Origin of the sequence: Exiguobacterium sp. ZOR0005 (genome assembly GCF_000798975.1) — a bacterium.
Classification (GTDB): Bacteria; Bacillota; Bacilli; order Exiguobacteriales; family Exiguobacteriaceae; genus Exiguobacterium; species Exiguobacterium aurantiacum.
In genome coordinates this window covers 90,818-115,849 of sequence record NZ_JTLB01000022.1, presented here as the reverse complement: position 1 = coordinate 115,849, position 25,032 = coordinate 90,818, and the positions used below count along the sequence as shown (strand labels likewise).

General features: G+C 54.9%; 23 protein-coding genes and 1 riboswitch. Of the genes, 18 read left to right on the top strand and 5 right to left on the bottom strand.

The genetic code is table 11. The features are described 5' to 3' along the window. Positions 1–233: 233 nt before the first annotated feature. The 4 genes from L971_RS09410 (at position 234) to clpB (ending at position 7,061) form a co-directional block, all read left to right on the top strand. Positions 234–2,123 (top strand): LPXTG cell wall anchor domain-containing protein, encoded by a 1,890-nt coding sequence (locus L971_RS09410; protein WP_047375523.1) that lies wholly within the window; start codon positions 234–236, stop codon positions 2,121–2,123. Between the two features lie 144 nt (positions 2,124–2,267). Beyond that, entirely contained in the window at positions 2,268–3,446 is a 1,179-nt protein-coding gene (locus L971_RS09405; RefSeq protein WP_024371758.1) for a CamS family sex pheromone protein, read from the top strand. A gap of 138 nt (positions 3,447–3,584) precedes the next feature. Continuing rightward, on the top strand, positions 3,585–4,451 hold the full coding sequence (locus tag L971_RS09400; protein WP_047375522.1) for a DnaJ C-terminal domain-containing protein: 867 nt from the start codon (positions 3,585–3,587) through the stop codon (positions 4,449–4,451). A gap of 18 nt (positions 4,452–4,469) precedes the next feature. Beyond that, entirely contained in the window at positions 4,470–7,061 is a 2,592-nt protein-coding gene (gene clpB, locus L971_RS09395; RefSeq protein ID WP_024371756.1) for an ATP-dependent chaperone ClpB, read from the top strand. A 35-nt stretch (positions 7,062–7,096) separates the two neighbouring features. Here clpB and L971_RS09390 read toward each other — a convergent pair whose 3' ends face one another. From L971_RS09390 to hemG, 3 genes are all read right to left on the bottom strand, one after another. Continuing rightward, positions 7,097–7,414, bottom strand: a complete 318-nt coding sequence (locus tag L971_RS09390) for a hypothetical protein (RefSeq protein WP_047375520.1) — start codon at positions 7,412–7,414, stop codon at positions 7,097–7,099. Positions 7,415–7,500: 86 nt separating this feature from the next. Beyond that, positions 7,501–8,580 carry a TIGR04053 family radical SAM/SPASM domain-containing protein gene (locus tag L971_RS09385; protein WP_047375518.1) on the bottom strand — a complete coding sequence of 360 codons (1,080 nt, stop codon included), beginning with the start codon at positions 8,578–8,580 and terminating at the stop codon, positions 7,501–7,503. Continuing rightward, positions 8,577–9,941, bottom strand: a complete 1,365-nt coding sequence (hemG, locus tag L971_RS09380) for a protoporphyrinogen oxidase (protein WP_047375516.1) — start codon at positions 9,939–9,941, stop codon at positions 8,577–8,579. The genes L971_RS09385 and hemG overlap by 4 nt, the downstream gene beginning before the upstream one ends. A gap of 111 nt (positions 9,942–10,052) precedes the next feature. Between hemG and L971_RS15180 the strand changes: the two genes are divergently transcribed. Next, positions 10,053–10,217, top strand: coding sequence for a hypothetical protein (locus tag L971_RS15180; RefSeq protein WP_167601171.1), 165 nt, complete (start codon positions 10,053–10,055; stop codon positions 10,215–10,217). 59 nt (positions 10,218–10,276) lie between these two features. Beyond that, positions 10,277–11,218 (top strand): glutaminase A, encoded by a 942-nt coding sequence (gene glsA / locus L971_RS09375; protein WP_024371752.1) that lies wholly within the window; start codon positions 10,277–10,279, stop codon positions 11,216–11,218. On the opposite strand, the gene L971_RS09370 is transcribed toward glsA, so the two are convergent. Further along, positions 11,215–11,988, bottom strand: a complete 774-nt coding sequence (locus tag L971_RS09370; protein WP_047375515.1) for a CHAD domain-containing protein — start codon at positions 11,986–11,988, stop codon at positions 11,215–11,217. The two genes, glsA and L971_RS09370, sit on opposite strands and share 4 nt — an antisense overlap. Before the next feature lie 38 nt (positions 11,989–12,026). On the opposite strand from L971_RS09370, the gene L971_RS09365 reads away from it, so the two are divergent. The 4 genes from L971_RS09365 to L971_RS09350 all read left to right on the top strand — a co-directional run bounded on the left by L971_RS09365 (position 12,027) and on the right by L971_RS09350 (position 16,700). Next, the gene (locus L971_RS09365) at positions 12,027–13,391 is read left to right on the top strand and encodes an MATE family efflux transporter (RefSeq protein ID WP_047375512.1); all 1,365 of its coding nucleotides are present in this window, start codon (positions 12,027–12,029) and stop codon (positions 13,389–13,391) included. 144 nt (positions 13,392–13,535) lie between these two features. Next, positions 13,536–14,684, top strand: a complete 1,149-nt coding sequence (gene nagA / locus L971_RS09360; protein WP_047375510.1) for an N-acetylglucosamine-6-phosphate deacetylase — start codon at positions 13,536–13,538, stop codon at positions 14,682–14,684. After that, on the top strand, positions 14,681–15,445 hold the full coding sequence (gene nagB / locus L971_RS09355) for a glucosamine-6-phosphate deaminase (protein ID WP_024371748.1): 765 nt from the start codon (positions 14,681–14,683) through the stop codon (positions 15,443–15,445). The genes nagA and nagB overlap by 4 nt, the downstream gene beginning before the upstream one ends. 151 nt (positions 15,446–15,596) lie before the next feature. Continuing rightward, positions 15,597–16,700 (top strand): LCP family protein, encoded by a 1,104-nt coding sequence (locus tag L971_RS09350; RefSeq protein WP_029336045.1) that lies wholly within the window; start codon positions 15,597–15,599, stop codon positions 16,698–16,700. 35 nt (positions 16,701–16,735) lie between these two features. Here L971_RS09350 and L971_RS09345 read toward each other — a convergent pair whose 3' ends face one another. Beyond that, positions 16,736–17,464, bottom strand: a complete 729-nt coding sequence (locus tag L971_RS09345; RefSeq protein WP_047375507.1) for a GntR family transcriptional regulator — start codon at positions 17,462–17,464, stop codon at positions 16,736–16,738. Between the two features lie 95 nt (positions 17,465–17,559). Between L971_RS09345 and L971_RS09340 the strand changes: the two genes are divergently transcribed. The 8 genes from L971_RS09340 to L971_RS09305 all read left to right on the top strand — a co-directional run bounded on the left by L971_RS09340 (position 17,560) and on the right by L971_RS09305 (position 25,021). Continuing rightward, positions 17,560–18,720, top strand: coding sequence for an alanyl-tRNA editing protein (locus tag L971_RS09340; protein ID WP_047375504.1), 1,161 nt, complete (start codon positions 17,560–17,562; stop codon positions 18,718–18,720). Then, the gene (locus L971_RS09335; protein ID WP_047375501.1) at positions 18,714–19,142 is read left to right on the top strand and encodes a GNAT family N-acetyltransferase; all 429 of its coding nucleotides are present in this window, start codon (positions 18,714–18,716) and stop codon (positions 19,140–19,142) included. The genes L971_RS09340 and L971_RS09335 overlap by 7 nt, the downstream gene beginning before the upstream one ends. Before the next feature lie 77 nt (positions 19,143–19,219). Then, a riboswitch (Lysine riboswitch) is annotated at positions 19,220–19,400 on the top strand. Positions 19,401–19,514: 114 nt separating this feature from the next. Further along, on the top strand, positions 19,515–20,714 hold the full coding sequence (locus L971_RS09330) for an aspartate kinase (protein WP_024371743.1): 1,200 nt from the start codon (positions 19,515–19,517) through the stop codon (positions 20,712–20,714). Positions 20,715–20,726: 12 nt separating this feature from the next. Then, on the top strand, positions 20,727–21,722 hold the full coding sequence (locus L971_RS09325) for an aspartate-semialdehyde dehydrogenase (RefSeq protein ID WP_047375498.1): 996 nt from the start codon (positions 20,727–20,729) through the stop codon (positions 21,720–21,722). A 13-nt stretch (positions 21,723–21,735) separates the two neighbouring features. After that, a complete protein-coding gene (gene dapA / locus L971_RS09320; protein WP_024371741.1) occupies positions 21,736–22,617 on the top strand; it encodes a 4-hydroxy-tetrahydrodipicolinate synthase in 882 nt (293 codons plus the stop codon). After that, a complete protein-coding gene (gene dapB, locus L971_RS09315; protein WP_024371740.1) occupies positions 22,614–23,363 on the top strand; it encodes a 4-hydroxy-tetrahydrodipicolinate reductase in 750 nt (249 codons plus the stop codon). Before dapA ends, dapB begins: the two co-directional genes overlap by 4 nt. Then, positions 23,341–24,048 (top strand): 2,3,4,5-tetrahydropyridine-2,6-dicarboxylate N-acetyltransferase, encoded by a 708-nt coding sequence (dapD, locus tag L971_RS09310; protein WP_029336034.1) that lies wholly within the window; start codon positions 23,341–23,343, stop codon positions 24,046–24,048. The genes dapB and dapD overlap by 23 nt, the downstream gene beginning before the upstream one ends. A gap of 46 nt (positions 24,049–24,094) precedes the next feature. Further along, positions 24,095–25,021 (top strand): branched-chain amino acid transaminase, encoded by a 927-nt coding sequence (locus L971_RS09305; RefSeq protein ID WP_024371738.1) that lies wholly within the window; start codon positions 24,095–24,097, stop codon positions 25,019–25,021. Positions 25,022–25,032 lie beyond the last annotated feature (11 nt).

Sequence of the window (25,032 nt, the reverse complement as noted above, 5' to 3'; positions counted from 1 at the left end):
AGGACTTTTTTTCATTGACCTAACGTTCAAAAAATCCTGAGTTTCGACGGGTTCGCTGAAACGTGGGAAGGGTAATGAATAGTATCCAAACCATTTGGAAAATATTCCTGAATTAGAGGACCCTTTGACACCACGACTCGCGCACAATCATCCTCTCTTCCCCCTCCGTGCCCGGCGCTGTCATCGGATAGCTGTGTCGCAGACAGGCATTCATCTTAGAGGAGGGGACCACCATGGGAAGCGCCAAACGTCAAGTGACAGCACTTATCGCTTTATTCGTTTTACTCATCGGCATGCTCACACCGAACGTCCTGCACGCGGAAGAGACGAGCACGATTTTCGCTCAAGTCGAACTGACGGTAGAAGAGGCGGACAGTCTATATGAAGCAAGCCTCGTGTATGAGGATGTGACATATTATGGGGTCCGTGAGACCGCCGACAGCTGGCGTTTCATGATTGATGCCGAACATGTCGATTCGGCGCTGATCGAGACGATCACGCTATACGATGAAGAACGCGTCCCATATTCATTCACCGCGTTCACGATCACAGCCGAACCGGCAGCGGAAGCGATCGCCTCGGCGTCCGAAGCGATTGGAAATGAAGAAGAATCTGAACCGGTGACCGATGCCGAAGAAGCGGTGGAGGCAGTCGAAGCGACGACAGAACAAACTGTTGATGCCGAAGAAGTGGTGGAACAACCGCTCGCTGAAGTCGAGACGATGGTGGAAGAAGTGGCCGCGACGACGGTTGCCCCGACGGTCACGATTGAAAAGCTCGCCCTCGGCGCTGACGGAGCGATCACGGAAGTGCTTGCCGGTGACTTGTTGACGTACCGTCTCGTCATCAACGTGGACGGCGCCCCGATTGAAAATTTCTCGGTATCCGATACGGTTCCGGAAGCATTGACGGTCGTCGCGGATTCTGTCGAAGTGCTCGGACCAGATGGGGTGGAAACGCCCGTCCCGACCGTTGTGAGCGGACCGCCCGCCTTCTACTGGACGTTCCCCGTCATCCCGGTCGGCACGACGACGATCCAATTCGATACGTTCGCACCGGACGTTGACATGGAGACAGACGTGACGAACACGTTTTGCATCGGTGTGGAAGGACCGGATGAAGCGATTCCGGCTGATTGTACCGATGTGACAGTGACGGTCGTCCCGGACAAGGTGATTGGACTCGAGGTCGGTAAAGAAGCAAATATCGATCAAGCCGTCGTCGGCGGGATGATTCCGTATACGTTCGTGATTGAGAACACGGGCGAGACGACGCTGACCATCACGTCGATTGAAGACGAGTTCTTCAGCGGCGGCATCGATGCTGACGCAGTGAAAGCCTTCAACGAGACGGTGAACACGAGATTGACGGACCTCATCGGGACGGACGGTCTCGCCCCGGGAGAACGGGTCGAAACGACGGTCAATCTCGAAGTGCCTAGCGACTATGATGACATGACCCATCCAGAAATCGGGAACGTCTTCCGTGTCGCGGCGAGTGACGAGCTCGGTCGCGTCGTCGATGCCGAGAGTCAACAGATCGTCTTGTTGAACCGTATCGACTTCACGGTGACGAAAGTAGCGAACCCGAAAACGGTTCACCCAGGCGACACAATCGTCTACACGTATACGATCACGAACACGTCGAACGTCACGCTTTATTTCGTCGATGTGATGGAAGAATGGACGAGCGGGGCGTTGACCGAAACGGAACAGCAAGAGACAACGGAGACGCTCCGTGACGGAATGCGGGCACTCGCCGAAGTCGAGAACGGACTCGTCCCGGGCGAAGAAATCGTGCTCGAGATGGAGAAAGTGTTGCTCCCGTCCTATGATGTCCGGGCCGGCGGCACACTGACGAACCGTGTCACGTTCACGTTCGAAGTGAGCGGAAATCGCGTCTCCCGGTCGGCTGAAGCAACCGTCCACGTCAAACAAGCGATTCCGGAACGAGAAGATGACTCTGTGTACGTCCCGGAACCGACGACACCGGTCACTCCTGAACAAGGAACACTTCCACTGACCGGCTCGACCGGCACGTGGGTGACGGCGCTCGGACTCGTCTTGATCATTCTTGGGTTGTTCGCTTTGACGCACTGGCGTCGCCCGTCTAGAAAAGCTTGAATCGACGCCCTTCGACTGTCACATCGAAGGGCGTTTTCGTATGGAGACGGACTGATTCCGCTTCGACACTTTTTTCATCCGACGATTTTGTTATAATGGACGAAGTGTACGATGAATCGATTTACTAAAGGAGTTTAGACATAGATGAAATGGAAGCAACTCATCATTCCCGCTGTGGCGGCTAGCCTGCTACTTAGCGGATGTTCAATGAAAATCCCGATGGGGGAGGAAGAAGCAACGCCGACCGGGAACGAACCGACGTCAGAAGGCGTGACGCCGGCGATTGAAGCGCGGGACTCCTACTATCAGATGGTCATCCCGTTCAAATCGGCCGCAGCGCGTGGTCTTGCTCAACGACAAGTCAGCTCGTCGCTCGAGCTTGAAGAAGTCGAACTCGGATTGATGCGCCACTCGACGGGAGCGTTCAACCCGGACCAGTTTGCGTATCAAGAAGGACAGTTATTAAATAGCGGCGACGTGTCACGCCTGCTCGGGCGTAAAGACAAGAGTCAGGAAGAAGGCGCGCTCGTGCCGCTCAACCCGTCGTATGCGAACGGGACGGCCGAGGTGTCGGAAGCTGACTTCGTCGATGCCAATAAAGAGTCACCGCTCTACTTGGCTTCGCTCGTCGAACAAAATTACATGCGCAAAGCCGACAACGGATACGAACTCGGCGGTGTGTCGTTCGCCCTCATCTTGAACCGGGAGTACGTCTTCCAAGCCCCGAATTTCGGACCGACCTACACGGAACGGTTGGACGAGAAAAAAGTCATCGCCGAAGGGGAACGGATGGCGAATGAACTTGTCGGTCAGTTGCGCGCGCGAGAAGATTTTAAAGACCTCGATATCAACGTCGCGCTCTATATGAAGTCGTCCCAAGGCTCTCCGACGCCGGGCAACTATATCAAGTCGGCGTTTGTCGGCAAGGGAGACGGCGTCGCTGCCGGTGACTGGAAAGCGATCGATGAGAGGTACTATTACTTCCCGTCGGGCACGGCGACGAACGAAGTACGGGATGATGCCCAGAAGTTCACGTTGTTCAGCGACCGGATCGCCGATGTGTTCCCAGACTTCAGTGGGATGATCGGGAAAGGGTTCTATCAAAACGGCGATTTGTCGCGGCTTGAAATTGACATTCCGATTCAATTCTACAGCCGGGCCGAACTCGTCGGTTTCACCCAACATATCGTCGGATTGCTTGAGAACCGTTGGGAGTACAACCGGAGCGTACCGGTCCGAATCAACGTCACGTCGCTTGGCGGCAACCAAGAAGTGACGATCGTGTTCGAAGAAGGTATGTCTGCGCCAAAAGTATATTTCTAATCGTGGGGACTTCGTGATGAAACGAAGTCCTTCTTTTTTTCGTACACATAATAGCGAGGGTATTCTTTGACCTTCTTTGACCAATTGGGTAGAATAGACTTATCAGAATCGGGAAAGGGATAGGTGAGGTGAAACGAGATGGCAAAAAATTATTATGACGTCCTCGGGGTGTCGAAACAGGCATCGGACCAGGACATTAAACGAGCTTATCGCAAGTTGGCCAAACAATATCATCCGGACGTCAATAAAGATCCGGGCGCACAAGACAAGTTCAAGGCGATCCAAGAAGCGTTTGACGTGTTGAGCGACCCGGAGAAGAAAGCGAACTATGACCGTTACGGAAGCGCCGAAGGACCAACGTTCGGCCAAGGGACTTATAGCGGTGACGGGTATGGCGAAGGTTCGGCCCAGTTTGAGGACTTGTTCCGCCAATTTGGGGGCGGTTCTCGGACGACGTCGCGCACGTTCGGTTTCGAGGACATGTTTGGCAGCTTCTTCGATCAGGCGGTCGAAGAGGACTTGGATGAAACGGTCCGTGTCAACGTGCCGCTCAGCCAGCTGACGTCCGACTCGAAAGTAAGCCTGCGACTTCAGACGGGAACGGTCAATGTGAAGATTCCAAAAGGGGCGCACGAAGGACAGAAGCTCCGTCTGAAAGGCAAGAGCAGCAAAGTCGGACAGTCCGGGGACCGGGGCGACGTCTACGTCGAGCTTCATTTCACGGATGACGAGACGTACCGGCGTGAAGGGGCGAACGTCATCACCGTCAAACGGTTGCGTCCGCTCGCGTTCCTCGACGGGACCGAAGTCGTCGTCGCGACGCTTGACGGCGGTCGTGTCAAATTGAAGGTCAAGCCAGGATCGCGTCCCGGACAGCGGATGCGGATTCCAGGACGCGGCTTCATGACAGCGGCGAAAGTTCGCTCGGACCTGTTCGTCCAGCTTGAAGTCGAGTTACCGCTCGATGCCGCCCACCGATCTGTTTATGAACAACTCGAACGCTGAGCATAAGGAGGAAACGTGATGGATTTCAATCGATTTACCGATAAAGCCCATGAAAGTATTGTCAGTTCACAAGCGCTCGCCAAGCAGTATCATCATAGCGAGATGAACGAATGGCACGTGCTCGCCTCGATGATCTCTCAAGCGGATGGCATCATCCCGCTCTTATTGCAGAAGATGGAGTTGAACGTCGGTGAGATCGAGGCGGAAGTCGCGATGGCGCTCAAAAATGCACCGAAACTGCAAAACCCGACGACACCGATGATTTCGGCGTCACTTTTGAACGTGTTGACGACGGCTGAACGTGAGGCGACCGGCATGAATGACGAGTACGTCTCGGTCGAGCACGTCTTGCTTGGAATCTTGCTGAACAAGAGCCAAGCGCAAAGCATGCTCGAACGGAAAGGTGTGACGGAAGAGAAACTGCGGGAAGCGCTCGTCGCCGTCCGCGGGAATCGGCGCATCACGTCGAAGTCACCAGAGGCGACGTATGACGTATTGACGAAATATGGCCGCGACTTGATTCAAGAAGTGAAGACCGGGAAAATCGACCCCGTCATCGGACGCGATAGCGAGATTCGCCGCGTCATCCGCATCTTGAGCCGAAAAACGAAGAATAACCCTGTCTTGATCGGGGAACCTGGAGTCGGGAAGACGGCCATCGTCGAAGGGCTCGCCCAACGGATCGTTCGCGGCGACGTGCCGGAAAGTCTGAAAGACAAGACGATTTTCAGCCTCGACATGAGTTCGCTCGTCGCCGGCGCCAAATATCGCGGGGAGTTTGAGGAGCGGCTTCAAGCCGTCTTGAACGAAGTGAAAGAGGCGGAAGGGAAAATTATTCTCTTCATCGATGAGTTGCACACGATTGTCGGCGCTGGTAAATCAGAAGGGGCGATGGACGCCGGTAATATGTTGAAGCCGATGCTCGCGCGTGGGGAGCTCCACTGTATCGGTGCGACGACGCTCGATGAATATCGCCAATATATCGAGAAAGACCCGGCGCTTGAGCGGCGGTTCCAACAAGTGCTCGTCGACGAACCAGACGTCGAAGACACGGTCTCGATCTTGCGTGGTTTGAAGGAACGCTTCGAGATTCACCACGGGGTCCGCATCCACGACAACGCGCTCGTCGCGGCGGCCGTATTGTCAAATCGCTACATCACCGACCGCTTCATGCCGGACAAGGCGATTGACCTCGTCGATGAGTCATGTGCGATGATTCGGACCGAGATGGAATCGATGCCGGCCGAACTCGATGAGCTCGTCCGTCGCGTCATGCAGCTCGAAATCGAGGAAGCGGCGCTGAAGAAAGAGAGCGACGATGCCTCGAAGAAACGGCTTGAGGCGCTCCAACAAGAGCTCGCCTCCACTCGGGAGCAGGCTGACGCGCTCCGCTTGCGCTGGGAGAACGAGAAAGAATCGACGCACCGCGTCCAACATATTCGCGGAGATTTAGAGAAAGTGAAGCTCGAGCTGCAGGAAGCGGAGAGTCGTTACGACTTGAACCGGGCCTCTGAGCTGAAATATGGACGCATCCCGGAGCTCGAACGTGAACTTGCTGAAGCGGAACGACTCGCCGGGGCAGTGACGCGTGAACTCGTCCGGGAAGAAGTGACCGAAGAAGAGATTGCCGAGGTCGTCTCGAAATGGACCGGGATCCCGGTGACGAAGTTGACCGAAGGCGAACGCGATAAGTTGCTCAACTTGGAGACGGTGCTACACAAACGCGTCTTCGGACAAGACGATGCGATTCGTCTCGTCAGTGACGCCGTCATTCGGGCTCGGGCCGGTATTAAAGATCCGAACCGCCCGATTGGGTCGTTCCTCTTCCTCGGACCGACCGGGGTCGGGAAAACCGAGCTCGGCAAAGCGCTCGCCGAAGCGATGTTCGACTCGGAAGACCATATCGTCCGTCTCGATATGAGCGAATATATGGAAAAACATGCTGTGTCGCGTCTCGTCGGGGCGCCTCCAGGGTATATCGGTTACGAAGAAGGCGGCCAATTGACGGAAGCGGTGCGGCGTAGCCCGTACTCGGTATTGTTGCTCGACGAAGTCGAAAAAGCGCACGCCGACGTATTCAACATCTTACTGCAACTGCTCGATGACGGACGTCTCACCGACTCGCATGGCCGAGTCGTCGACTTCAAGAACACGATTGTCATCATGACCTCAAACATCGGGGCCGATATCTTGCTTGAGGCCGCGAAAGACGGCATCATCGATGAGGAAGAAGAACGCCAAGTCATCGAGCGGCTCCGGCGTCACTTCCGACCGGAGTTCTTGAATCGGGTCGATGAGACGATTCTGTTCCATCCGCTCACGCGCGCTCAAATCGGACAAATTGTCGAGAAAGCGGTCGCCCGGATGGGAAGCCGCTTGACGGCCCGTTCGATCCGCATCGAAATTTCGGAAGCCGCAAAAACGTTCATCGCGGACGAGGCGTACGAACCGCAGTTCGGGGCTCGTCCGATCAATCGCTACGTGCAGCGGACGATTGAGACGAAGCTCGCCCGCAGCATTCTCGCCGGAGACGTCGAGGATGGCCAAACGGTCATGATCGACGTTGAGAACGGGGAATTGACGCTCCGTCCGACGACCGTGACCTATTAAGGAAAGGAGCGCCAGCAGATGCAGGCGCTCCTTTTTTAGCGATTCACTTGTGTGCGTCGATAGGCGGCACGTAGGACGAAATAACTTAGTGCGAGAAACGTAGCATATAACAGGACGGCGAACGCAAAATTGAAAACGACCGGGATGGTCCCCATATCACGTTGCCGCGCTGCTTCGTCAAACCAAATCACAAGCCAAAAGAATAGACCGAGACTGACGGCGACGAGCGCGTAAAATGCGCCGTTGACCGTCTTTCCTATGCGCATGACGAGATGGGCGATTGGATAGCTGATCAAGGCGATCAGTGCGAGACCGGTATAGAACAAACCGTCAATCGGGATATACACGAACATGTCATCTCCACCTTTATCGTACGAAATAAAAATTCAATATATTTACATTCATCATACGACAAAACAAAAAAATGAAACATGTCTATTTAAGAAGATGGGGTCCGTGCCGGTTGGTACACACAATACGGTTCTTCCGCCTTGTAGTCGCCGGTGACGGCGTGAGCACGGGCACGGGAGCCACCGCATACGTATCGATATTCGCAGTAGCCGCACTTGCCGCCGTGCGTATCCGGGTCCCGAAGTGACTTGAACACGGGGTGGTGACGATAAATCTCGGCGAGCGGGGTCTGTTTCACGTTGCCGCACTTGATCGGGAGGAAGCCGGACGGTTGGACGTCGCCCGTATGCGAGATAAAGACAAAGCCGTTTCCGTCATTTGTGCCGCGCGGTGCTTTCGCAAGATCGTCGTGCGGATGACCGATCGGCGGCAGTCCTTCGTCTTTTCGTCGCTGGTTTTCTTGTCTCGCCACGCGCCGGTAGAACTGTGCCTCGGTCGTGGAGATGATGAACGGGACGTCTTCTTGAAGTGCGAACGCCCAGCGCAGCACGTCTTCATGTCGTTCCGGTGAAATCGGTTGTAGGAGTGAACCACGACCGGTCGGGACGAGGAAGAACAGCGTCCACACCGAGACGCCGAGCTCACCGACGAGTTTGGCGATCTCGGGCAAGCGGTCGACGTTATACTCGGTGACAGTCGTATTAATTTGAAACGACATCCCTTCTTCGCGGAAGAAGGAGATGCCCTTGATAGTCCGTTCAAAACTGCCGCGCGTCCCGCGGAAATAGTCGTGCGATTTGGCGTCCGGTCCATCGAGTGAGAACGCCCAACGCGTCAGTCCGGCTTCTTTCGCCCGTTTTACGGCGTCATGAGTGACGCGGGGCGTCGCCGAAGGCGTCATCGAGACGCGCATGCCGAGGGAAGCGGCGTAGTGGGTCAGTTCGAACAAGTCCTCACGCATAAGCGGGTCTCCACCGGTGAAGACGAGAATCGGGTTATCCATCGCGTGAATCTCGCGGATGAGCGCTTTTCCTTGCGACGTATCGAGTTCGTCCGGATACCGATGATATTGGGCCTCCGCCCGGCAATGAACACATGACAAGGCACAGGCCCGGGTCACTTCCCAAATGACGATGAACGGGTTTTCGTTATAGTCGATGTGTCTCATACCGGCACCTCTTGTTTCTTCATCAGCCGTTCGACGGCACGTTTCGCGGAGTCGACACAGTCCGGAAGGCCGACCCCATGCAGAATCGCCCCACACGCTTCGACCCCTTCGAGTCGAGCGACGGCGTCTTCAAACGCCTGCACATGATGTTTATGACCGACTTCGTACTGAGGCATCGAGTCGATGTGGCGCTCGACTTTCGTGAAAAGCGGCGTCCCGACTTGTTGGATCTTCCGGAGTTCGTCCAAGGCGAATGCGGCAATGGCATCTTCCGACTCGAGCAGAAGGTCTGGGACGAAGTCTGAACCGATATAGACGCGAAGAAGCGCCGTCCCTTTCGGTGCCATATGTGGCCACTTTTTATGCATCCAGCTACAGGCGGTCAAGGCGTTGCCTTCAGATTTAGCGATGACGTAACCGGTGCCGTCGAGGGCGGCGACATCTGCGTCCTTGAAAGCCGCGAGTACCGTCAATGAGGACGTCCGCTTGAGCGACGACAGTTGACGGGCCGGTTCGATGCCGAGCATCGGACCGAGTGCGTGCGGGGACGTGGCGAGAATGACACCGTCAAACCGCTCGACCGTGCCGTCTGCGAGCTCGACTTCGTGAGGGCGGACCGCGGTGACGGAGACGTCTGTATGGAGCCGGTCAATCGATGGACGGAGTGCCTCGATCAAGGTGCCGAGTCCGTTTCGAAGCGATAGGAACTTCCCGGATTCCTGCGGTTTCACCCCGGCTTGAACGGGCGGTGTGAGTGCTTTCATGCCGAGGATGAGGCTACGTCTTTTCTGTTCAATCGTGATAAACTGAGGGAAAGTAGACTCGATGCTCATATCTTCGAGCGTCCCGTTATAAATTCCCGATAAGAGCGGTTCGATCATCGATTCGACGACTTCAGAGCCGAGCCGGGTGCGAAAGAACGTGTCGAGCGATAGATCCTCGCCCGCGTAGACGCGGGGAAGCACGAGATCTAGCCCGGCCCGGAATTTTCCACGCCACGTGAACAGGTCGGTCTTCACCATCGGCCAGAACTTTGTCGGGATCCCCATGACCGACCCGGCCGGCATTTGACGCAACTTGTTGCGGACGTATATGTATGATGTGCCCGTCTTCGAGCGGACGAGCTGCTCGTCAAGACCGAGTTCAGTGATCAGTTCGGTGAGTGTCGGCTTGCGCGCCATGTAGCCATCCGGTCCACACTCTAGGACGAACCCATCCCGATAGATCGTCTTGATCTTCCCTCCGATTCGATCACTAGCTTCATAAAGTGTGACGTGTGCCCCGGCTTGTTTGGCATAATAGGCGGCTGCCATGCCGGTGATGCCGCCGCCGATAATTGCGATGTTGTTCAATCGATTCACCCATTTCCGTTTAGTCTACTCTTAACGGTACCGAGAATTGGCAACGAGACATAGGATAAGTATCACGCCGTTGTTAGACAAAATTGTCACGATTGAAGAGGAGGGGCCGCGATGCTCTCGTTTTGGATGATGGCGTTCGTCGTCGTCGGCAGTGTCGTCACGTTCGTGGTGATCATGAATCGCCATGGCGAGAAGCTAGAAGGGGACGAAGAAAGCCCGCCGATCTTATGGGCCGATGACAAGTGGTACAAAGACGACGGACCGCCGGATGGATAAGCGCGAGAAGATATGGTAAGATGACCCGGTTGTAAACTATCGGATATGAGGTGATGATGATGAACGTATTAGAACAGCAGTTGGCGCATTTGGTCGACGAGTGTCGTCCGTATACGGCTCAAGGGAAAGTGGCCGATTACATCCCTGAGCTCGCTCATGTGAAAGACGATTTACTCGGTGTGGCGATTTGCCTGCCTGATGGTTCTTACATCCATGCGGGTGACGTCCATCATAAATTCACGATTCAAAGCGTGTCCAAAGCACTTGCGCTTTGCTACGTCTTGATGGAGTTCGGGGAAGACTACGTGTTCTCAAAAGTCGGGATGGAACCGACGGGGGACGCGTTCAACTCGATTGCGAAGCTCGAGGAGACGGTCCCTTCTAAACCGCTCAACCCGATGATCAACGCCGGGGCGTTGGCTGTCACAAGCATGATTTTGGGCGACACGGCCGAGCTGAAGATTTATCAGTTCCGTCAATTTTTGGCGACGCTGTTAGGTGTGCCGGTCGAAGAAGTACGCTACAACGAAAAAGTCGCCCGCTCGGAATACGAGACGACCGACTTGAACCGGGCCTTGCTTTATTTCATGCGTCACCATGGCATTGTTGAAGGAGACGTCGATGAGATTATCGATGTGTACACGAAACAGTGCGCCATTGAGGTCGACTGTTTCGACCTGGCGCGCATCGGTCGAATCCTGTCAGGAAACGGAGAAGATCCGGTGACGGGTGACGAGTTGATCCCGCGGCGTGTCGTACGAATCGTCAAGGCGATCATGACGACGTGCGGCATGTACGACGCCTCCGGCGAATTTGCCGTTCGGGTCGGGTTGCCCGGCAAGAGTGGTGTATCAGGAGCGATCCTTGCGACCGGCAAGCACGAGCTCGGACTGAGCGATGTCGGATTTGGTATTTTTGGTCCCGCGCTCGATTCAAAAGGGAATTCGATTGCCGGGATGAAACTGCTTGAGCTACTCGTCGAACGTTACACGTCGCGTTAAAGTGAGACGGCAGCGACCGCTTCGTCGAGTTCGGTCTCAAGCTGGCAAAGCTTCGACGTATAAGCTGACTTGAGCTCGTCAGGCGGTGAAAAATCTGTCCAACGCAGCAGAAGTTGATGATGATCGTTCATGTTGCCGAGCTCGGTCTGCAGCCGTTTCAATTTATGGACGTGATCTTTTGAGGCCGCCTCTTCGTAGTTCAATAAATATTCATGTAAATAGCGCTCGCGTTTGACGGCGAGCCGGATTTTATGAAGCGTCTCGAGCCGGTCGGCCATGTGTGACGCTTCTTTGTGAGTATCGATGCGGCGCTTCCGTTCCGATTTGGCTTTGTCGATAAAAGCCGCTGCATCTCGTTTATTGAACGCGCGCAACAGCTGTCCACCGAGAAAACGACGCACTTGCTGATCGAGCGAAGGCGTCATCTTTTCGCTCACTCGTGTCGCGAGCACCGTTCGAGCCACGGCGCGTTTTTGTTCCATGTAAGCAAGAAAGGCCTCGTCGAGCTCGTTGTCCACCTCAAACGCTTCGATGAGCACATCACCGTCGCGAACCGTACCGAGCGCTTCCATGAGCTGTTTCAGTTGTCGATATGTGGACGGTTTCGTCTCGTACAGCTGCATGAACGTCAACAGCTTCCGTAAATGGACGCGCGCCTGATGGACGTCCTCGCTATTTTGAAACGTGAGCGCTTCGGTTATATAATGGTTGAACGTGTTCCATGTTTCGAGCAGTTCATATTTTAGCTTTTCCGCATTCCGTTGATTCATTCGATTGTTTCCTTTCTGAAATGAGATGAGGGTTGTCCATGTACCAAACACATACGCTTCAAGAAAAAATCAAATTGTTCTTCACCATCTTCTTCCCGATTTTGGTGACCCAAGTGTCGTTTTACTTAATCAGCTTCTTTGACACAGTCATGTCCGGCCGCGCAGGAGCGGTCGACTTGGCCGGTGTCGGTGTCGGTTCGAGTTTGTGGATGCCGGTCTACACGGGACTGAGCGGGATTTTGCTCGCCGTCGCGCCGATTGTCGCACAAGCGCTCGGAGCGAGAAATATCCAGCAGATTCAACGGACGTTGTTCCAAGGAATTTACTTGGCGGTCGGTCTGAGCATCGCGACGCTCATCCTTGGGGCCATCCTCGTCCCGCCCGCCGTCGATGGGATGGGGCTGAGCGAGGAAGGGAAACGCATCGCTAAAGGGTATTTGTTCGCCCTCGGTTTCGGGGTCTTGCCGATGTTTTTGTTCAACGTGCTACGCACGCTCATGGACTCGCTCGGCAAAACCCGTGTCTCGATGCTCCTTATACTATTAGGGTTACCCATTAACGTCGGATTAAACTACATCTTCATCTTTGGAAAACTTGGCGTTCCGGCATACGGTGGCATCGGGGCAGGAATCGCCTCGGCGATCACGTACTGGCTCCTCTTTTTCATGGCGCTCGCGTTCGTCCGGAGCGGCAAACCGTTCTTGGAATATCGTTTTCTTCGCTCGTTTGAACGCCTCTTGTGGCCGAGACAGCGAGAACTGTTGAAGCTTGGGACGCCGATCGGTCTGGCCATTTTTGCCGAGGTCAGTATTTTCGCAGCTGTGACGCTGCTTCTTAGCTCGTACGGAGACAATATCGTCGCAGCCCACCAGGCGGCTATCAACTTCGCCTCGTTCGTTTACATGCTCCCGCTGTCGGCATCGAGCGCATTGACGATCGTCGTCGGTTATGAGCTCGGGGCACGCCGCCTAAAAGATGCGGTCCGCTACGCGAAAATCGGACTTGTCCTCTGTTTGGCGGTATCGATGTTTTCCGGAGCCCTTCTCTTTTGGCAAAATGAGCGTGTCGCGGCCATCTATACGAACGATGCGGCTGTCGTCGAGCTCGCCGCCCACTTCATGATTTTTGCGGTGTTCTTCCAACTGTCAGATGCGGTCGCCGCACCGATTCAAGGGATATTGCGTGGTTTCAAGGACGTGAACGTGACGCTCGTCCTGTCGCTCATCGCCTATTGGGTGATCGGGCTTCCGCTCGGCTACTTGCTCGCCGAACCGTACGGCTTCGGACCGGACGGTTATTGGATCGGGCTGATCGCCGGACTCGCTGCCGGGGCAGTGCTGTTGTTCGTCCGACTCGTGTACATCGTGCGTCGATACAAGCCGGAAGCGAAACCGGCCCCATAAACAATGAATGAGGGCAAGAGGCGTGATGAACGTTTCTTGCCCTCATTTTTTATTTGATGATTAAACAAAAAAATTGGTATATACAACTATACTAGATATTTGTTATGATAATGGGGAAGAATAGGGATAGAAAGGTGGAGACTGATGATGGTGATCATGAATGCACGAATCGTCTCGGGAGATGAGACGTGGGAACGTGGGTATATTCGGTGGAACGGGCATACGATTGAGGCGGTCGGGCCAATGGACGATTACGTCGCGCAAGATGAGGACGTGCTCGACGTAGCGGGAGCACTCGTCACGCCAGGCATGATTGACATTCATGTGCACGGCGGTTACGACGTCGACACGATGGATGCGGACGAGGCGCGTTTGCGTCATCTCGCGACATCAATGTTCGCAGAAGGGGTCACGTCATTTCTGGCGACGACGATCACGCAATCGACATCAGAGATTGCCCGGGCGCTTGAGGCGGCCCGTCGTGTCATTGAGTCGGGCGACACGTCTGTCATCGGTATTCACCTAGAAGGCCCGTATGTCAACGTGGACAACGCCGGGGCCCAACCGGCTGAACATATCACGGACCCGGACGCCGACCAGTTCCGGCGTTTTCAAGAGCTGGCCGGGGGACACATTCGTCTCGTCACGTATGCGCCGGAACGGCCAGGGGCTCGGGAACTCGAACGTGCCATGCGGGAGACGGGGGCCATCGGGTCGACCGGGCATACGAATGCGACATACACCGAAAACAAACAAGCAGGTGTCAAACACGGGACGCACTTGTACAATCAAATGCGTGGTCTGCATCATCGGGAGCCGGGGACGGTCGGATACTGTTTGCTCGAGCGGGACGTCATGGTCGAGATCATTCCAGACGGGATCCATAGCCGCCGAGAGATGGTCGATTTTGCTTATCGCTTGAAAGGAGCTGACGGGCTTGTCGTCATCACCGACGCGATGCGGGCGAAAGGATTGCCAGACGGACGCTACGAGCTCGGGGGTCAACCGGTCATCGTCGAGGGCGGGGCAGCCCGTCTTGAAGCAGGGAATCTAGCCGGCAGCGTGTTGACGATGGACGCTGCGTTCCGTAACATGCTCGATTTCACGGGATGTACGTTAGAAGAGGCCGTGAAGATGACGTCAGGAAACCAAGCGCATGAGTTTGGGTTGATGCATAAAGGAAAAATTGCGGTCGGCTTTGATGCGGACCTCGTCTTGTGGGACGAGGCGTTATCGGTCGAGCAGACGATCCATCGGGGGCAGGTCGTATTTAAGAAGGAGGATCTCGTATGAATATATTAGTAGCCAATACACCGGAAAAAGCAGAACAGATCGCGTATACACTCATCAAAGAACGACTCTCAGGAAAGCACGACTTCGTCCTAGGACTCGCGACCGGTAGTACGCCCGTCGGCATGTATAAGATGTTCAAGGAAGACCGGCTTGACTGTCGTCATGTGACGAGCGTCAACTTAGACGAATATATCGGGCTCGCCCCGGACCATCCGCAAAGCTATCACCACTTCATGGAAGAGAAACTGTTCGACGACGTCCCGTTCAAGGAGAACCACTTGCCGCGAGGGGACGCTGACGATCCGGAAGCGGAAGCGAAACGATATGAGGCGCTCGTCCGTTCGATCGGCGTTGATCTACAACTGCTCGGCATCGGGGAGAACGGTCATATCGCTTTCAATGAGCCGGGCACGGCACTCGATGCGAAGACGCACGTGACCGAGTTGACGGAGTCGACGCGAGAAGCGAACCGGCGTTTCTTCGATTCGATCGAGGACGTCCCGACTGACGCCATCACGATGGGACTCGATACGATCATGAACGCCCGTGAAATCGTACTCGTCGCGACGGGCACACGAAAAGCGGAGGCGGTCCACCATATGATCGAGAGCGTCCCGACAATCGATTGGCCGGCCACGATTTTACAAGCGCACCCGAGTGTGACGGTCGTCCTCGACAAGGAAGCCGCGTCACAGTGCGCCGACGCATTGCAAGCACGAGGGAATGAGGCCGCGGCCCGTTTCTTCTCCATTCGATCCTAACTGCCTGCGGATTCGTATCCGCAGGTTTTTTCGTGACGTTTTGTGGGAAATTGTATGGAAATGAATTTGTCATCAAAACGTTTTCGACAAACGTTATGGATTCCTCTATAATAAGTGAAGCTCGTATCATTCGACCGTGAAGGAGAAAAAGATGAATTCTAGAACCCAGGCTCGTAGACGGCGTAAAGGCCCGTCTGCGTTTTATAAACTTTTCAGCGCTCTGTTGTTGATTGTGATTATTGCCGGCTCCAGCATGTATGGGACTGCTTTTTATAAAGCGCACAACATGCTGTCGGGAACACAAGTGACGCTTGAGGACGATCCGACGGTTGAACCGACCCGGTTCGATAAAGAAGACACCGAAAGCTTCCTCGTCCTCGGAACCGATCTCTCTCCCCAGAAGAAAGCACGCGGGGAATACGGTCGCTCTGACGTCATGATCGTCGTCATCTTGAACAAGAAAGAGAAGCAGACGACGATGCTGAGCATTCCACGCGATTCGTACGTCAATATCGACTATACAGGCTATAACATTCCGTATGGAAAAACGGGGCTCGATCAAGATAAGATCACCCACGCCTATTACTTCGGATCGATGGACGAGTCGAACCCGAACAACGGCATGCGGATGTCGACGAAAACAGTCGAAGACCTCGTCGGGATTGAAATCGATCACGTCGTCTCGCTCAACTTCCAAGGGTTCGTCGACTTTATCGACGCCGTCGGCGGAGTTGAGATTGACGTACCGTTCTCATCGAAACAGAACAGTTATGACGCGTCACGCGAAGTCGTCGAAGTCGAAGCTGGCCTACAACAGCTGAGCGGCGAAGAAGCGCTCGCCTACGTCCGTAACCGTTATGACGATCCGCGTGGAGACATCGGCCGGGGCCAACGTCAAATGGAAGTCATCAACGCCGTGCTCGAGCAATCACTCGGCACGTCGCTCCTGAACAACTATGACAAAGTGTTGAAGGCGGTCGGTGACAACATGCAGACGACGCTCGGACCGAACGACTACATGCGCTTGATTGAGGATGTCGGGGCGCTCAACAATACGGTGCAATACCAATTGACGGGTGAAGGGGCCCGGGGTAATGACGGTCATTTCTACTACTTCTTGAACGAACCGTTGCTCGACGAGGTCCGTTATCGCGTCCAACAGGCCGATGCCGGAAACGAAGTACAGGCGATGACCGAGTCAGAACTCGAATCGTATATGTATGACCCTTCAGGCATCACATATGAAGCACAATAAAAACGATTTGCCGCGTCGGCAAATCGTTTTTTTGATTACGTGCGCTCCATTGCGACCGTGAACGAGTACGAATCGCCACGGAACAGGGCACGGCTATATTCGAACATGTCGCCGCTGTCGAGATACGTCCGCTGATCGATCAAGAGCACCGGGGCACCCGGTTCGATCGTCAGTAGCTGCGCTTCCTCTGAGCCGGCACTGCGGGCTTCGAGCGTCTGGGTCGCATTTTTCAAATGGAGTCCTGCCTGCTCGGCGTATTCGTAAATCGATCCCGTCGCATCCTCCTCCGTCAAATCGGGGAGCAACGTGACCGGGATGTAGGCCGTCTCGAGCGCGAGCACTTGCTCGTCGGCGAGGCGGAGCCGCTTCATCTCGTACACCGGGGTGTCAAGGGCGACACTTAAGCGGCGCGACACTTTATACGGGGCGGGAATCGTTTGGAACGAGAGCAGACGAGTGTATGGACGCATGCCCCGATGCTTGATTTCCTCGGTGAAACTCGTAAGGCCGGAGAGCGTCATCGAGATTTTATTCGTCGCGACGAATGTGCCGCGGCCTTTTTGACGATGCAAATACCCTTCATTCACTAAGTTCTTGATGGCCTGACGGACGGTCATCCGACTGACGTCGTATTGCTCAGAGAACTCGCGCTCTGAAGGAATCAAATCGCCGGGCTGAAGAAAGCCGGCATCTATTTGTTGCTTTAAATAAGATTCGATTTGATAATAAATAGGAAGCGGGGATTGTTTATCAATCTGTAGCATCTCAATCGCTCCTGACTTAAAAAAGGATTATGTCCTATTATAGACCAAATCAAACTAGTTGTCTGAACACATTATAGAGAAAAGAGGTTCCACTTATGAGCGAATGGCAATTTGAAACGACGGTGACGGCACAACGAAAAGATGAGCGTGGGCATTGGATCGCGCTTCAAGAGACGCACTTTTATGCGGAAGGCGGCGGACAACCGGCTGACGCTGGGACGATCGCGGACGAAACGGTACAGGACGTTCAACAAGTCGACGACGTCGTGTGGCATTTGCTCGAGCGACCGCTTGAGGTCGGCACAGTAGTGACCGCTCAAGTCGACGAAGCGTCACGTCACGACCATTCCATTCAACATACGGCACAACACGTGTTGACGGCCGTGCTCGAAGACCGATATGGCATCGAGACACTCAGTTTCGGCATCGGTCCGGAAGAGTCTTCCCTCGAGATCGGAACGAATGTGTTCGACTGGTCGAGCGTCGAGTCGCTCGAACGCGACGTGCAACATCTCATCTTTGAAAATCGTCCGATCACGGTGCACACGTTATTAGACGGTGAAATAGACAGAGCGAGACTACGAAAACCGACGGACCGGACCGGGATGATTCGCATCGTCGAAATCGAAGGTCTCGACTATAACGCCTGCGGTGGGACACACGTCGTTTCGACCGGACAACTCGGCACCGTCCATGTCACATCCGTCAAAAAAGTACGGGGCAACGTCCGTTTGACGTATGTGGCCGGGGCGCGGGCGCTACGAGCTGTTCAATCGTCACGCGATGCGCTCCGGCAAGTGCACCAGACGTTGTCGACGACGAACGAGACGGTCGCGGCCCGTGTCGTCGAAGAACGAAACGCCCGGATCGAGCGGGAGAAAGAAGTGAAAGCACTCGAAGCGCGAGTCGCCAAAGCGAAAGTGGCCGCGTTCTTACAAGAAGACAACTATGTCATCACTCACATCGGCAAGACTGAAGGCGAGACACTGACGACGATGATCATCGAGCGCATCGCTGCGACGGGACGCATCGCCGTCGGCGCCAATCATACGGCGCAAAAGCTCATCCTCATGCATGACGGGACACATGACATCGCCATCGGGAAGTTTTTGAAACGGACGCTCGACGACCTTGGCATCGGGCGGGGCGGTGGCAGCCATAAACAAGCGCAGGCCAGGTTCGAGTCGGTGCTCGACTTAGAGAAGGCGACGGCGGAAGTCGTGAAACGGTTGCAGGAAGGGGTCGTCTCATGTTGAACATCAAGCACGGTCAAACAAAGGCGTTGATTGAACAAGCGCGACACGTCCGGGAAGTCGTCTTCATCGAGGAGCAAGGCATCGATCCTGAACTCGAGTATGATGACCTCGATCCGGTCTGTGTCCACGTCGTCGGAACAGTGGACGACAATCCTGTGACGACGGCCCGGCTGCGACCGATTGAAGACGGCGTCGGCAAAGTCGAACGGGTCGCGACATTGAAAACGGCGCGAGGGAACGGGTATGCCCAGGAAGTCATGTTTGAGATCGAGCGCGTCGCGAACGGACAAGGCATCCATACGTTGAAACTCGGGGCCCAGCTGACGGCGCTCCCGTTCTATGAGCGACTCGGGTATGAGCCGTATGGCGATGAGTTTTTAGACGCCGACATCCCGCACCGGATGATGAAAAAGGCGTGGTGATCGTTTTTAGAAATTTTCCTTTTTTCTAAAAAAAGGTTGGCAAGTCGTTTTTCATTTGTTATAACTAAAACTAACAACTGACAGATAGAGGTTGCGAATGACATGAGTAAGCTTGATCGAGACGGACGCATTCCGGATCGGGCCGAAAGGGGAAATTCGCCGAAGTCGACGTTCGCATGCGTACGAACGAAGGCTGGGGTAGTCGTGAACAACGCCTACACTGCCATGGATGAAATGCCATGGAGCGCTATCTACGGAACGATTTTTCAATCGTTTTTCAACTGCGCGTACAAGCGGCAGACCGTAGGGAGAGTGCTTCCTACCGGTCTGCCGCTTTTTCTGTTGGTGGACATCATGAAAGTGGGGAACTTGATGACAACCGTATTGAAATTTGGAGGCAGCTCTGTTGCCACGATCGAACAAATACAGGCAATTTCTGAATATTTACAAACGCGGGCCGAGGCCGGCGAGAAGCTCGTCGTCGTCGTTTCCGCGATGGGAAAGACGACCGACTCTCTCTTGTCACTCGCCAAGCAAATCACGGAACGACCGACGATTCGAGAACTCGATCGCTTGCTGGCGGTCGGGGAAGAGCAGACAATCAGCCTGCTCAGCATCGCCTTGAACTCGCGTGGCGTCGCAGCGCTGTCGCTCACCGGGCAACAAGCCGGGATCGACACGATGGGCATCCATACGAAAAGTAAAATTAAGGCGATTCGAAAAGAAGTGTTGGAAGAAAAGTTGCGCACGTATGATGTCGTCATCGTCGCCGGCTTCCAAGGTGTCAATGAGTTCGGGGACGTGACGACGCTCGGTCGCGGCGGCTCCGATACGACGGCCGTCGCCTTAGCCGCCGTCCTCAGCAAACGGTGTGAGATTTACACGGACGTCGCCGGTGTGTATACGGCCGACCCGCGCATCCATCCGACAGCCCGCCGCTTAGACACAGTGTCGTACGACGAGATGATGGAGATGAGCGCACTCGGTTCGAAAGTGATGGAGATGCGTAGCGTCGAACTCGCGAAAAAATATGACGTGAACATTTTTGTAGGAAAGACGCTTGCGAGCGAAGGAGGAACTTGGATCATGGATATGACACAGGCAATGGAACAAAAAGCGGTGACGAGCGTGAGCGTCGTGAAGAACGTGCTCAGCGTCTCAATTAAACATATTCCGCACTCGGTGGCAGGTGTGGCCGATATTTTCGAGAAGTTGTCACAGCGTCACGTCAATATCGATATGATCAGTCAGACGGCGTTCGACGGAGAAGTGTTCTTGTCGTTCACGTGTCCGCTTGACGAGGAAGCGTTCCTTGAAGAAGCGCTCGCCGAGTTGACGGAGACGTTCCCGCAAATCAAGATTGATCGCCATACCGAACATGCGAAAATCTCAGTCGTCGGTATCGGGATGCGTGATGCGACCGGTGTCGCATCCGAGCTGTTCGCGACGTTCCGTGAGAGCGGCATCCCATTCTACCAAGTCACGACATCTGAAATCAGCATCTCTTACACGATCAACGAACAAGACGTCGAAGCAGCAGTCGCGGCCATCGCGACGCGCTTCAAGTTATAAGGAGGACGCCACATGTATAACGTAGCTGTCGTCGGTGCGACCGGTGCCGTCGGTCAAAAGATGATTGAAGTGTTGACAGAATATGAGTTCCCGATCAACGAGTTGATGTTGTACGCATCAGCCCGTTCAGCCGGGAAGACGGTCATGGTGAATGGACAGGACGTCGTCATCCGAGAATTGTCCGATGCGATTTACGCAGACCCGATCGACATCGCCTTGTTCTCGGCAGGAGGCGGTATCAGTGAACAGTATGCGCCGCGCCTTAGCGAACAAGGTGTCATCGTCATCGACAACTCGAGCGCGTTCCGGATGCAAACGGACATCCCACTCATCGTGCCGGAAGTGAACCGGGTCGAGCTGAGCCCGGACAAGACGCTCATCGCCAATCCGAACTGTTCGACGATCCAATCGGTCGTCGCGCTCGCCCCGCTTGCTGAAGTGTACGGATTGACACGCGTCGCCTATACGTCGTATCAAGCCGTCTCGGGTTCAGGACAAAAAGGGATTGAAGATTTAGAGCGCGGAGCACGTGGTGAGGACCCGCAGAACTATCCGTATCCGATTTATGACAATGTGTTACCGCACATCGACGTGTTCCTCGAGAATGGCTATACGAAAGAAGAGCAGAAGATGATCGACGAGACACGCAAAATTTTGAACGCTCCACACCTTGGGGTGACGGCGACATGCGTCCGTGTTCCTGTTCGAAACAGCCACGCTGTCTCGATCACGGTCACGCTCGACCGCGAGGCGACGCTCGCTGAAGTGAAGGCCGTCCTCAGTGACGCGCCAGGTATCGTCCTCATGGACAACCCGAATGAACTCGTCTACCCGACGCCGCTCGATGCGAACGGGACCGACGACGTGTACGTCGGACGTGTCCGTGTCGACGAGTCGCAACCGAACACGTTCCATCTCTGGTGTGTCGCCGACAACGTCAGAAAAGGTGCGGCCGCAAACGCCGTTCAAATCGCTCAATGCATGATCGGACAGACCGCTACAAAATAAAGGGGGAAATCACATGTTCACAGGAGTCGCTACAGCACTTGCCACACCGTTCCAACAAGACGGATCGCTAAACCTTACCGCATGGGAAGCGTTGATTGAAGATCAAATCAAAGCAGGAATCAACGGGCTCGTCATCGGGGGGACGACCGGTGAAGGGATGACGATCACGGACGAAGAGTTCGAGACGCTCCTCACGAAAGCGATCGACATCGCGGCCGGACGCGCCGTCATCATCGCTGGCACCGGATCGAACAATACGGCGCTAAGCATCGAGAAGACGAAGCGCGCCGCAGAGCTCGGTGCCGAGATGGCGATGGTCGTCACACCGTATTACAATAAGTCGACGCAAGCCGGCCTCATCGCACACTTCACAGCGATCGCCGACGCTTCACCGATTCCGCTCATGCTCTATAACGTGCCGTCACGCACCGGAGTCGCGCTCGAACCGGCGACGGTCGGAGAACTTGCCGACCATCCACGCATCGCAGCTTTGAAAGAAGCGAGCGGGGACATCTCGGTGATGGCTCAAATGATGGCCCACTTACCGGAAGGGTTCCCAGTCTATTGCGGGAACGATGATCAAATCTTACCGTACATGGCTTGGGGAGCCCAAGGCGTCGTCTCGGTATTATCAAACGTTTATCCTGGTGCGACGGTCGCACTCGCCGAGGCACTTCTCGCCGGAGATTTAGAGACGGCGCGCAAGTGGCAAATCCGTTTGTTGCCGGTCATCGATGAGCTGTTCGCCGAAGTGAATCCGATCCCGGTCAAGGCCGCATTGAACGCACGCGGATTCGAGTTCGGCGCACCACGCCTTCCGCTCGTTCCGATGAGCGCGACGGCCGAGGCCCGGCTCTTGTCAGCAATGGAGCAATTCAATGAGGTGAGACAGTGAACTTACTCATTCATGGCTACGGGGCGATGGGGCAAATCGTGGAAGAAGTCGCCCACACGCAAAACTTGAACGTCGCGGCTATCGTCTCACCGGCGGGCGGGGAGCATCCGACGTCGCTGAAAGAAGTCGAGGCGGACATCGATGTCGTCATCGACTTCTCGAACCCGGCGCTCTTAGATGATGTGCTCGCCTACGGAAAAGCGAAGCAAGTCCCGCTCGTCATCGCGACGACCGGCTTTTCGGAAGCAGAACTCGCGAAAATCGAGGAAGCATCAAACGAGATCCCGATCTTCCAGTCGTATAACACGTCTTACGGGATCGCACTGTTGAAACAATTGCTCGACCAGCTCGTACCGCTCACGCTCGGTTATGACATCGAAGTAATCGAAGCGCATCATCGTAAGAAAGTCGACGCGCCAAGCGGGACAGCGGAGTTGCTCGCCCGAGCCATCGAGGCGAAACGTGACGTCACACCGGTATATGACCGGACGCCACGCCGTGAAGCCCGGGAAGCGAACGAGCTTGGCATGCACTCGGTGCGTGGTGGTACGATCTTCGGCGAGCATACGGTGCTCTTCGCTGGGGATGACGAGATGCTGGAATTGAAACACACCGCCCTGTCAAAACGCGTGTTCGCGAACGGGGCGCTCGCTGCTGCGGCGACGATTCTCGACCGCCCGGCCGGATTATACAATTTAACGAACCTATACGAGGAGGCTACTCATGTTACTCACAAACGCTTATGAAATCGCGCAATACATTAAAGATGCCAAGAAAGAAACGCCAGTCAAACTATACGTCAACGGCCAATTGGCCGGTCTCACGATCGAGGACGCGAAAGCGTTCGGGTCAGACGAGTCGAAACTGTTCTTGACGACAGCAGAACGTGCCGCCGCATTCCTAGAAGCGAACGCAGCGGTCATCACGGACTCACACGTCGAGTTTGATCGTCGCAACAGTGCCGTGCCGATGCTCGACACGACGAAATTGAACGCACGGATCGAGCCAGGCTCGTTCATCCGGGACCACGTCCAAATCGGGAACAACGCCGTCGTCATGATGGGGGCGGTCATCAACATCGGAGCCGTCATCGGTGACGGATCGATGGTCGACATGAACGCTGTCATCGGCGCCCGCGGCACACTCGGGAAAAACGTCCACCTCGGAGCCGGCGCGGTTGTCGCAGGTGTCCTTGAGCCACCTTCAAAAGATCCGGTCATCATCGAAGACGGTGTCATGATCGGTGCGAACGCCGTCATCTTGGAAGGCGTCCGTGTCGGAGAAAACGCAGTCGTCGCGGCAGGAAGTGTCGTCACACAAGACGTACCGCCTGGCGTCGTCGTTGCTGGTACACCGGCCCGCATCATTAAGCAAAAAGATGAAAAAACTGCAGAAAAAACACAACTTGTTGATGACTTACGCTCTCTCTAACGTATAATAGACAGAAAATATCAAAAATGAATGGGAGAGTTGAACTATGGAACAGTATGGACAATGGATGTGGAAAGACGGGGCTTGGATCGAGCCGACGGATGCGAATACGAGCATCATGACGCACGCGATTCATTACGGGAGCGGGTTCTTCGAAGGAATCCGAGCCTATCACACAGAGGAAGGCCCGGCCATCTTCCGTCTCCGCGAACATTTGGAGCGCCTCGTACGCTCATGCGCCTACTATCACGTAGATTTACCGTACACGGTCGACGAGCTCGAGCAAGCGACAATCGAATTGATTGAACGCAACGGGTTTGAAGCTTGTTACATCCGTCCATTCGTTTTCCTCGGCACACCTTGGCAGGCACTCATGCCGACTGCGGAAACAAAAGTACACGTCGCCATCTCATGCTGGCCGCTCGGTGAATATTTCAGCAAAACGGTCGGTATCCGGGCGAAAGTCGCGTCATATCGCCGCGTCTCTTCGACGATGATGCCGATGCAGGCGAAAGCGGCAGCGAACTACATGAACTCGCAGTTGCTTAAAGGCGAAGCGGTGCGCGACGGATACGATGAAGCAATCGCCCTCGACATGAACGGAAACGTCAGCGAGGCGAGCGTCGCCAACATCTTCCTCGTCAAAGGTAAAAAAATCTTCACACCGTCACTCGACTGTTCGGTGCTCGACGGCATCACGCGTCAAACGGTGATCGAACTTGCCCGTGAAGACGGGTTTGACGTGATCGAACGCCACATCGGTCGTGACGAACTATACGTAGCAGATGAAATCTTCTTGACGGGTACGGCGGCTGAAGTGACAAGTGTCATCGAAGTCGACAACATCTCGATCGGTGGTGGGGTTCAGACGGTCGCAACGAACATGCTCACACGTTACCGTGAAGCCGTGACCGGGAAAATCGAAAACCATCGCGATTGGATCACATTCGTCAAAGCAGCAGTCAAAGAATAAAGGAGTTTTTG

Coding starts and splice junctions, on each gene's coding strand:
- L971_RS09410 (WP_047375523.1), top strand. CDS start 234: ATGGGAAGCGCCAAACGTCAAGTGACAGCACTTATCGCTTTATTCGTT.
- L971_RS09405 (WP_024371758.1), top strand. CDS start 2,268: ATGAAATGGAAGCAACTCATCATTCCCGCTGTGGCGGCTAGCCTGCTA.
- L971_RS09400 (WP_047375522.1), top strand. CDS start 3,585: ATGGCAAAAAATTATTATGACGTCCTCGGGGTGTCGAAACAGGCATCG.
- clpB (WP_024371756.1), top strand. CDS start 4,470: ATGGATTTCAATCGATTTACCGATAAAGCCCATGAAAGTATTGTCAGT.
- L971_RS09390 (WP_047375520.1), bottom strand. CDS start 7,414: ATGTTCGTGTATATCCCGATTGACGGTTTGTTCTATACCGGTCTCGCA.
- L971_RS09385 (WP_047375518.1), bottom strand. CDS start 8,580: ATGAGACACATCGACTATAACGAAAACCCGTTCATCGTCATTTGGGAA.
- L971_RS15180 (WP_167601171.1), top strand. CDS start 10,053: ATGCTCTCGTTTTGGATGATGGCGTTCGTCGTCGTCGGCAGTGTCGTC.
- glsA (WP_024371752.1), top strand. CDS start 10,277: ATGAACGTATTAGAACAGCAGTTGGCGCATTTGGTCGACGAGTGTCGT.
- L971_RS09370 (WP_047375515.1), bottom strand. CDS start 11,988: ATGAATCAACGGAATGCGGAAAAGCTAAAATATGAACTGCTCGAAACA.
- L971_RS09365 (WP_047375512.1), top strand. CDS start 12,027: ATGTACCAAACACATACGCTTCAAGAAAAAATCAAATTGTTCTTCACC.
- nagA (WP_047375510.1), top strand. CDS start 13,536: ATGATGGTGATCATGAATGCACGAATCGTCTCGGGAGATGAGACGTGG.
- nagB (WP_024371748.1), top strand. CDS start 14,681: ATGAATATATTAGTAGCCAATACACCGGAAAAAGCAGAACAGATCGCG.
- L971_RS09350 (WP_029336045.1), top strand. CDS start 15,597: ATGAATTCTAGAACCCAGGCTCGTAGACGGCGTAAAGGCCCGTCTGCG.
- L971_RS09345 (WP_047375507.1), bottom strand. CDS start 17,464: ATGCTACAGATTGATAAACAATCCCCGCTTCCTATTTATTATCAAATC.
- L971_RS09340 (WP_047375504.1), top strand. CDS start 17,560: ATGAGCGAATGGCAATTTGAAACGACGGTGACGGCACAACGAAAAGAT.
- L971_RS09335 (WP_047375501.1), top strand. CDS start 18,714: ATGTTGAACATCAAGCACGGTCAAACAAAGGCGTTGATTGAACAAGCG.
- L971_RS09330 (WP_024371743.1), top strand. CDS start 19,515: ATGACAACCGTATTGAAATTTGGAGGCAGCTCTGTTGCCACGATCGAA.
- L971_RS09325 (WP_047375498.1), top strand. CDS start 20,727: ATGTATAACGTAGCTGTCGTCGGTGCGACCGGTGCCGTCGGTCAAAAG.
- dapA (WP_024371741.1), top strand. CDS start 21,736: ATGTTCACAGGAGTCGCTACAGCACTTGCCACACCGTTCCAACAAGAC.
- dapD (WP_029336034.1), top strand. CDS start 23,341: ATGTTACTCACAAACGCTTATGAAATCGCGCAATACATTAAAGATGCC.
- L971_RS09305 (WP_024371738.1), top strand. CDS start 24,095: ATGGAACAGTATGGACAATGGATGTGGAAAGACGGGGCTTGGATCGAG.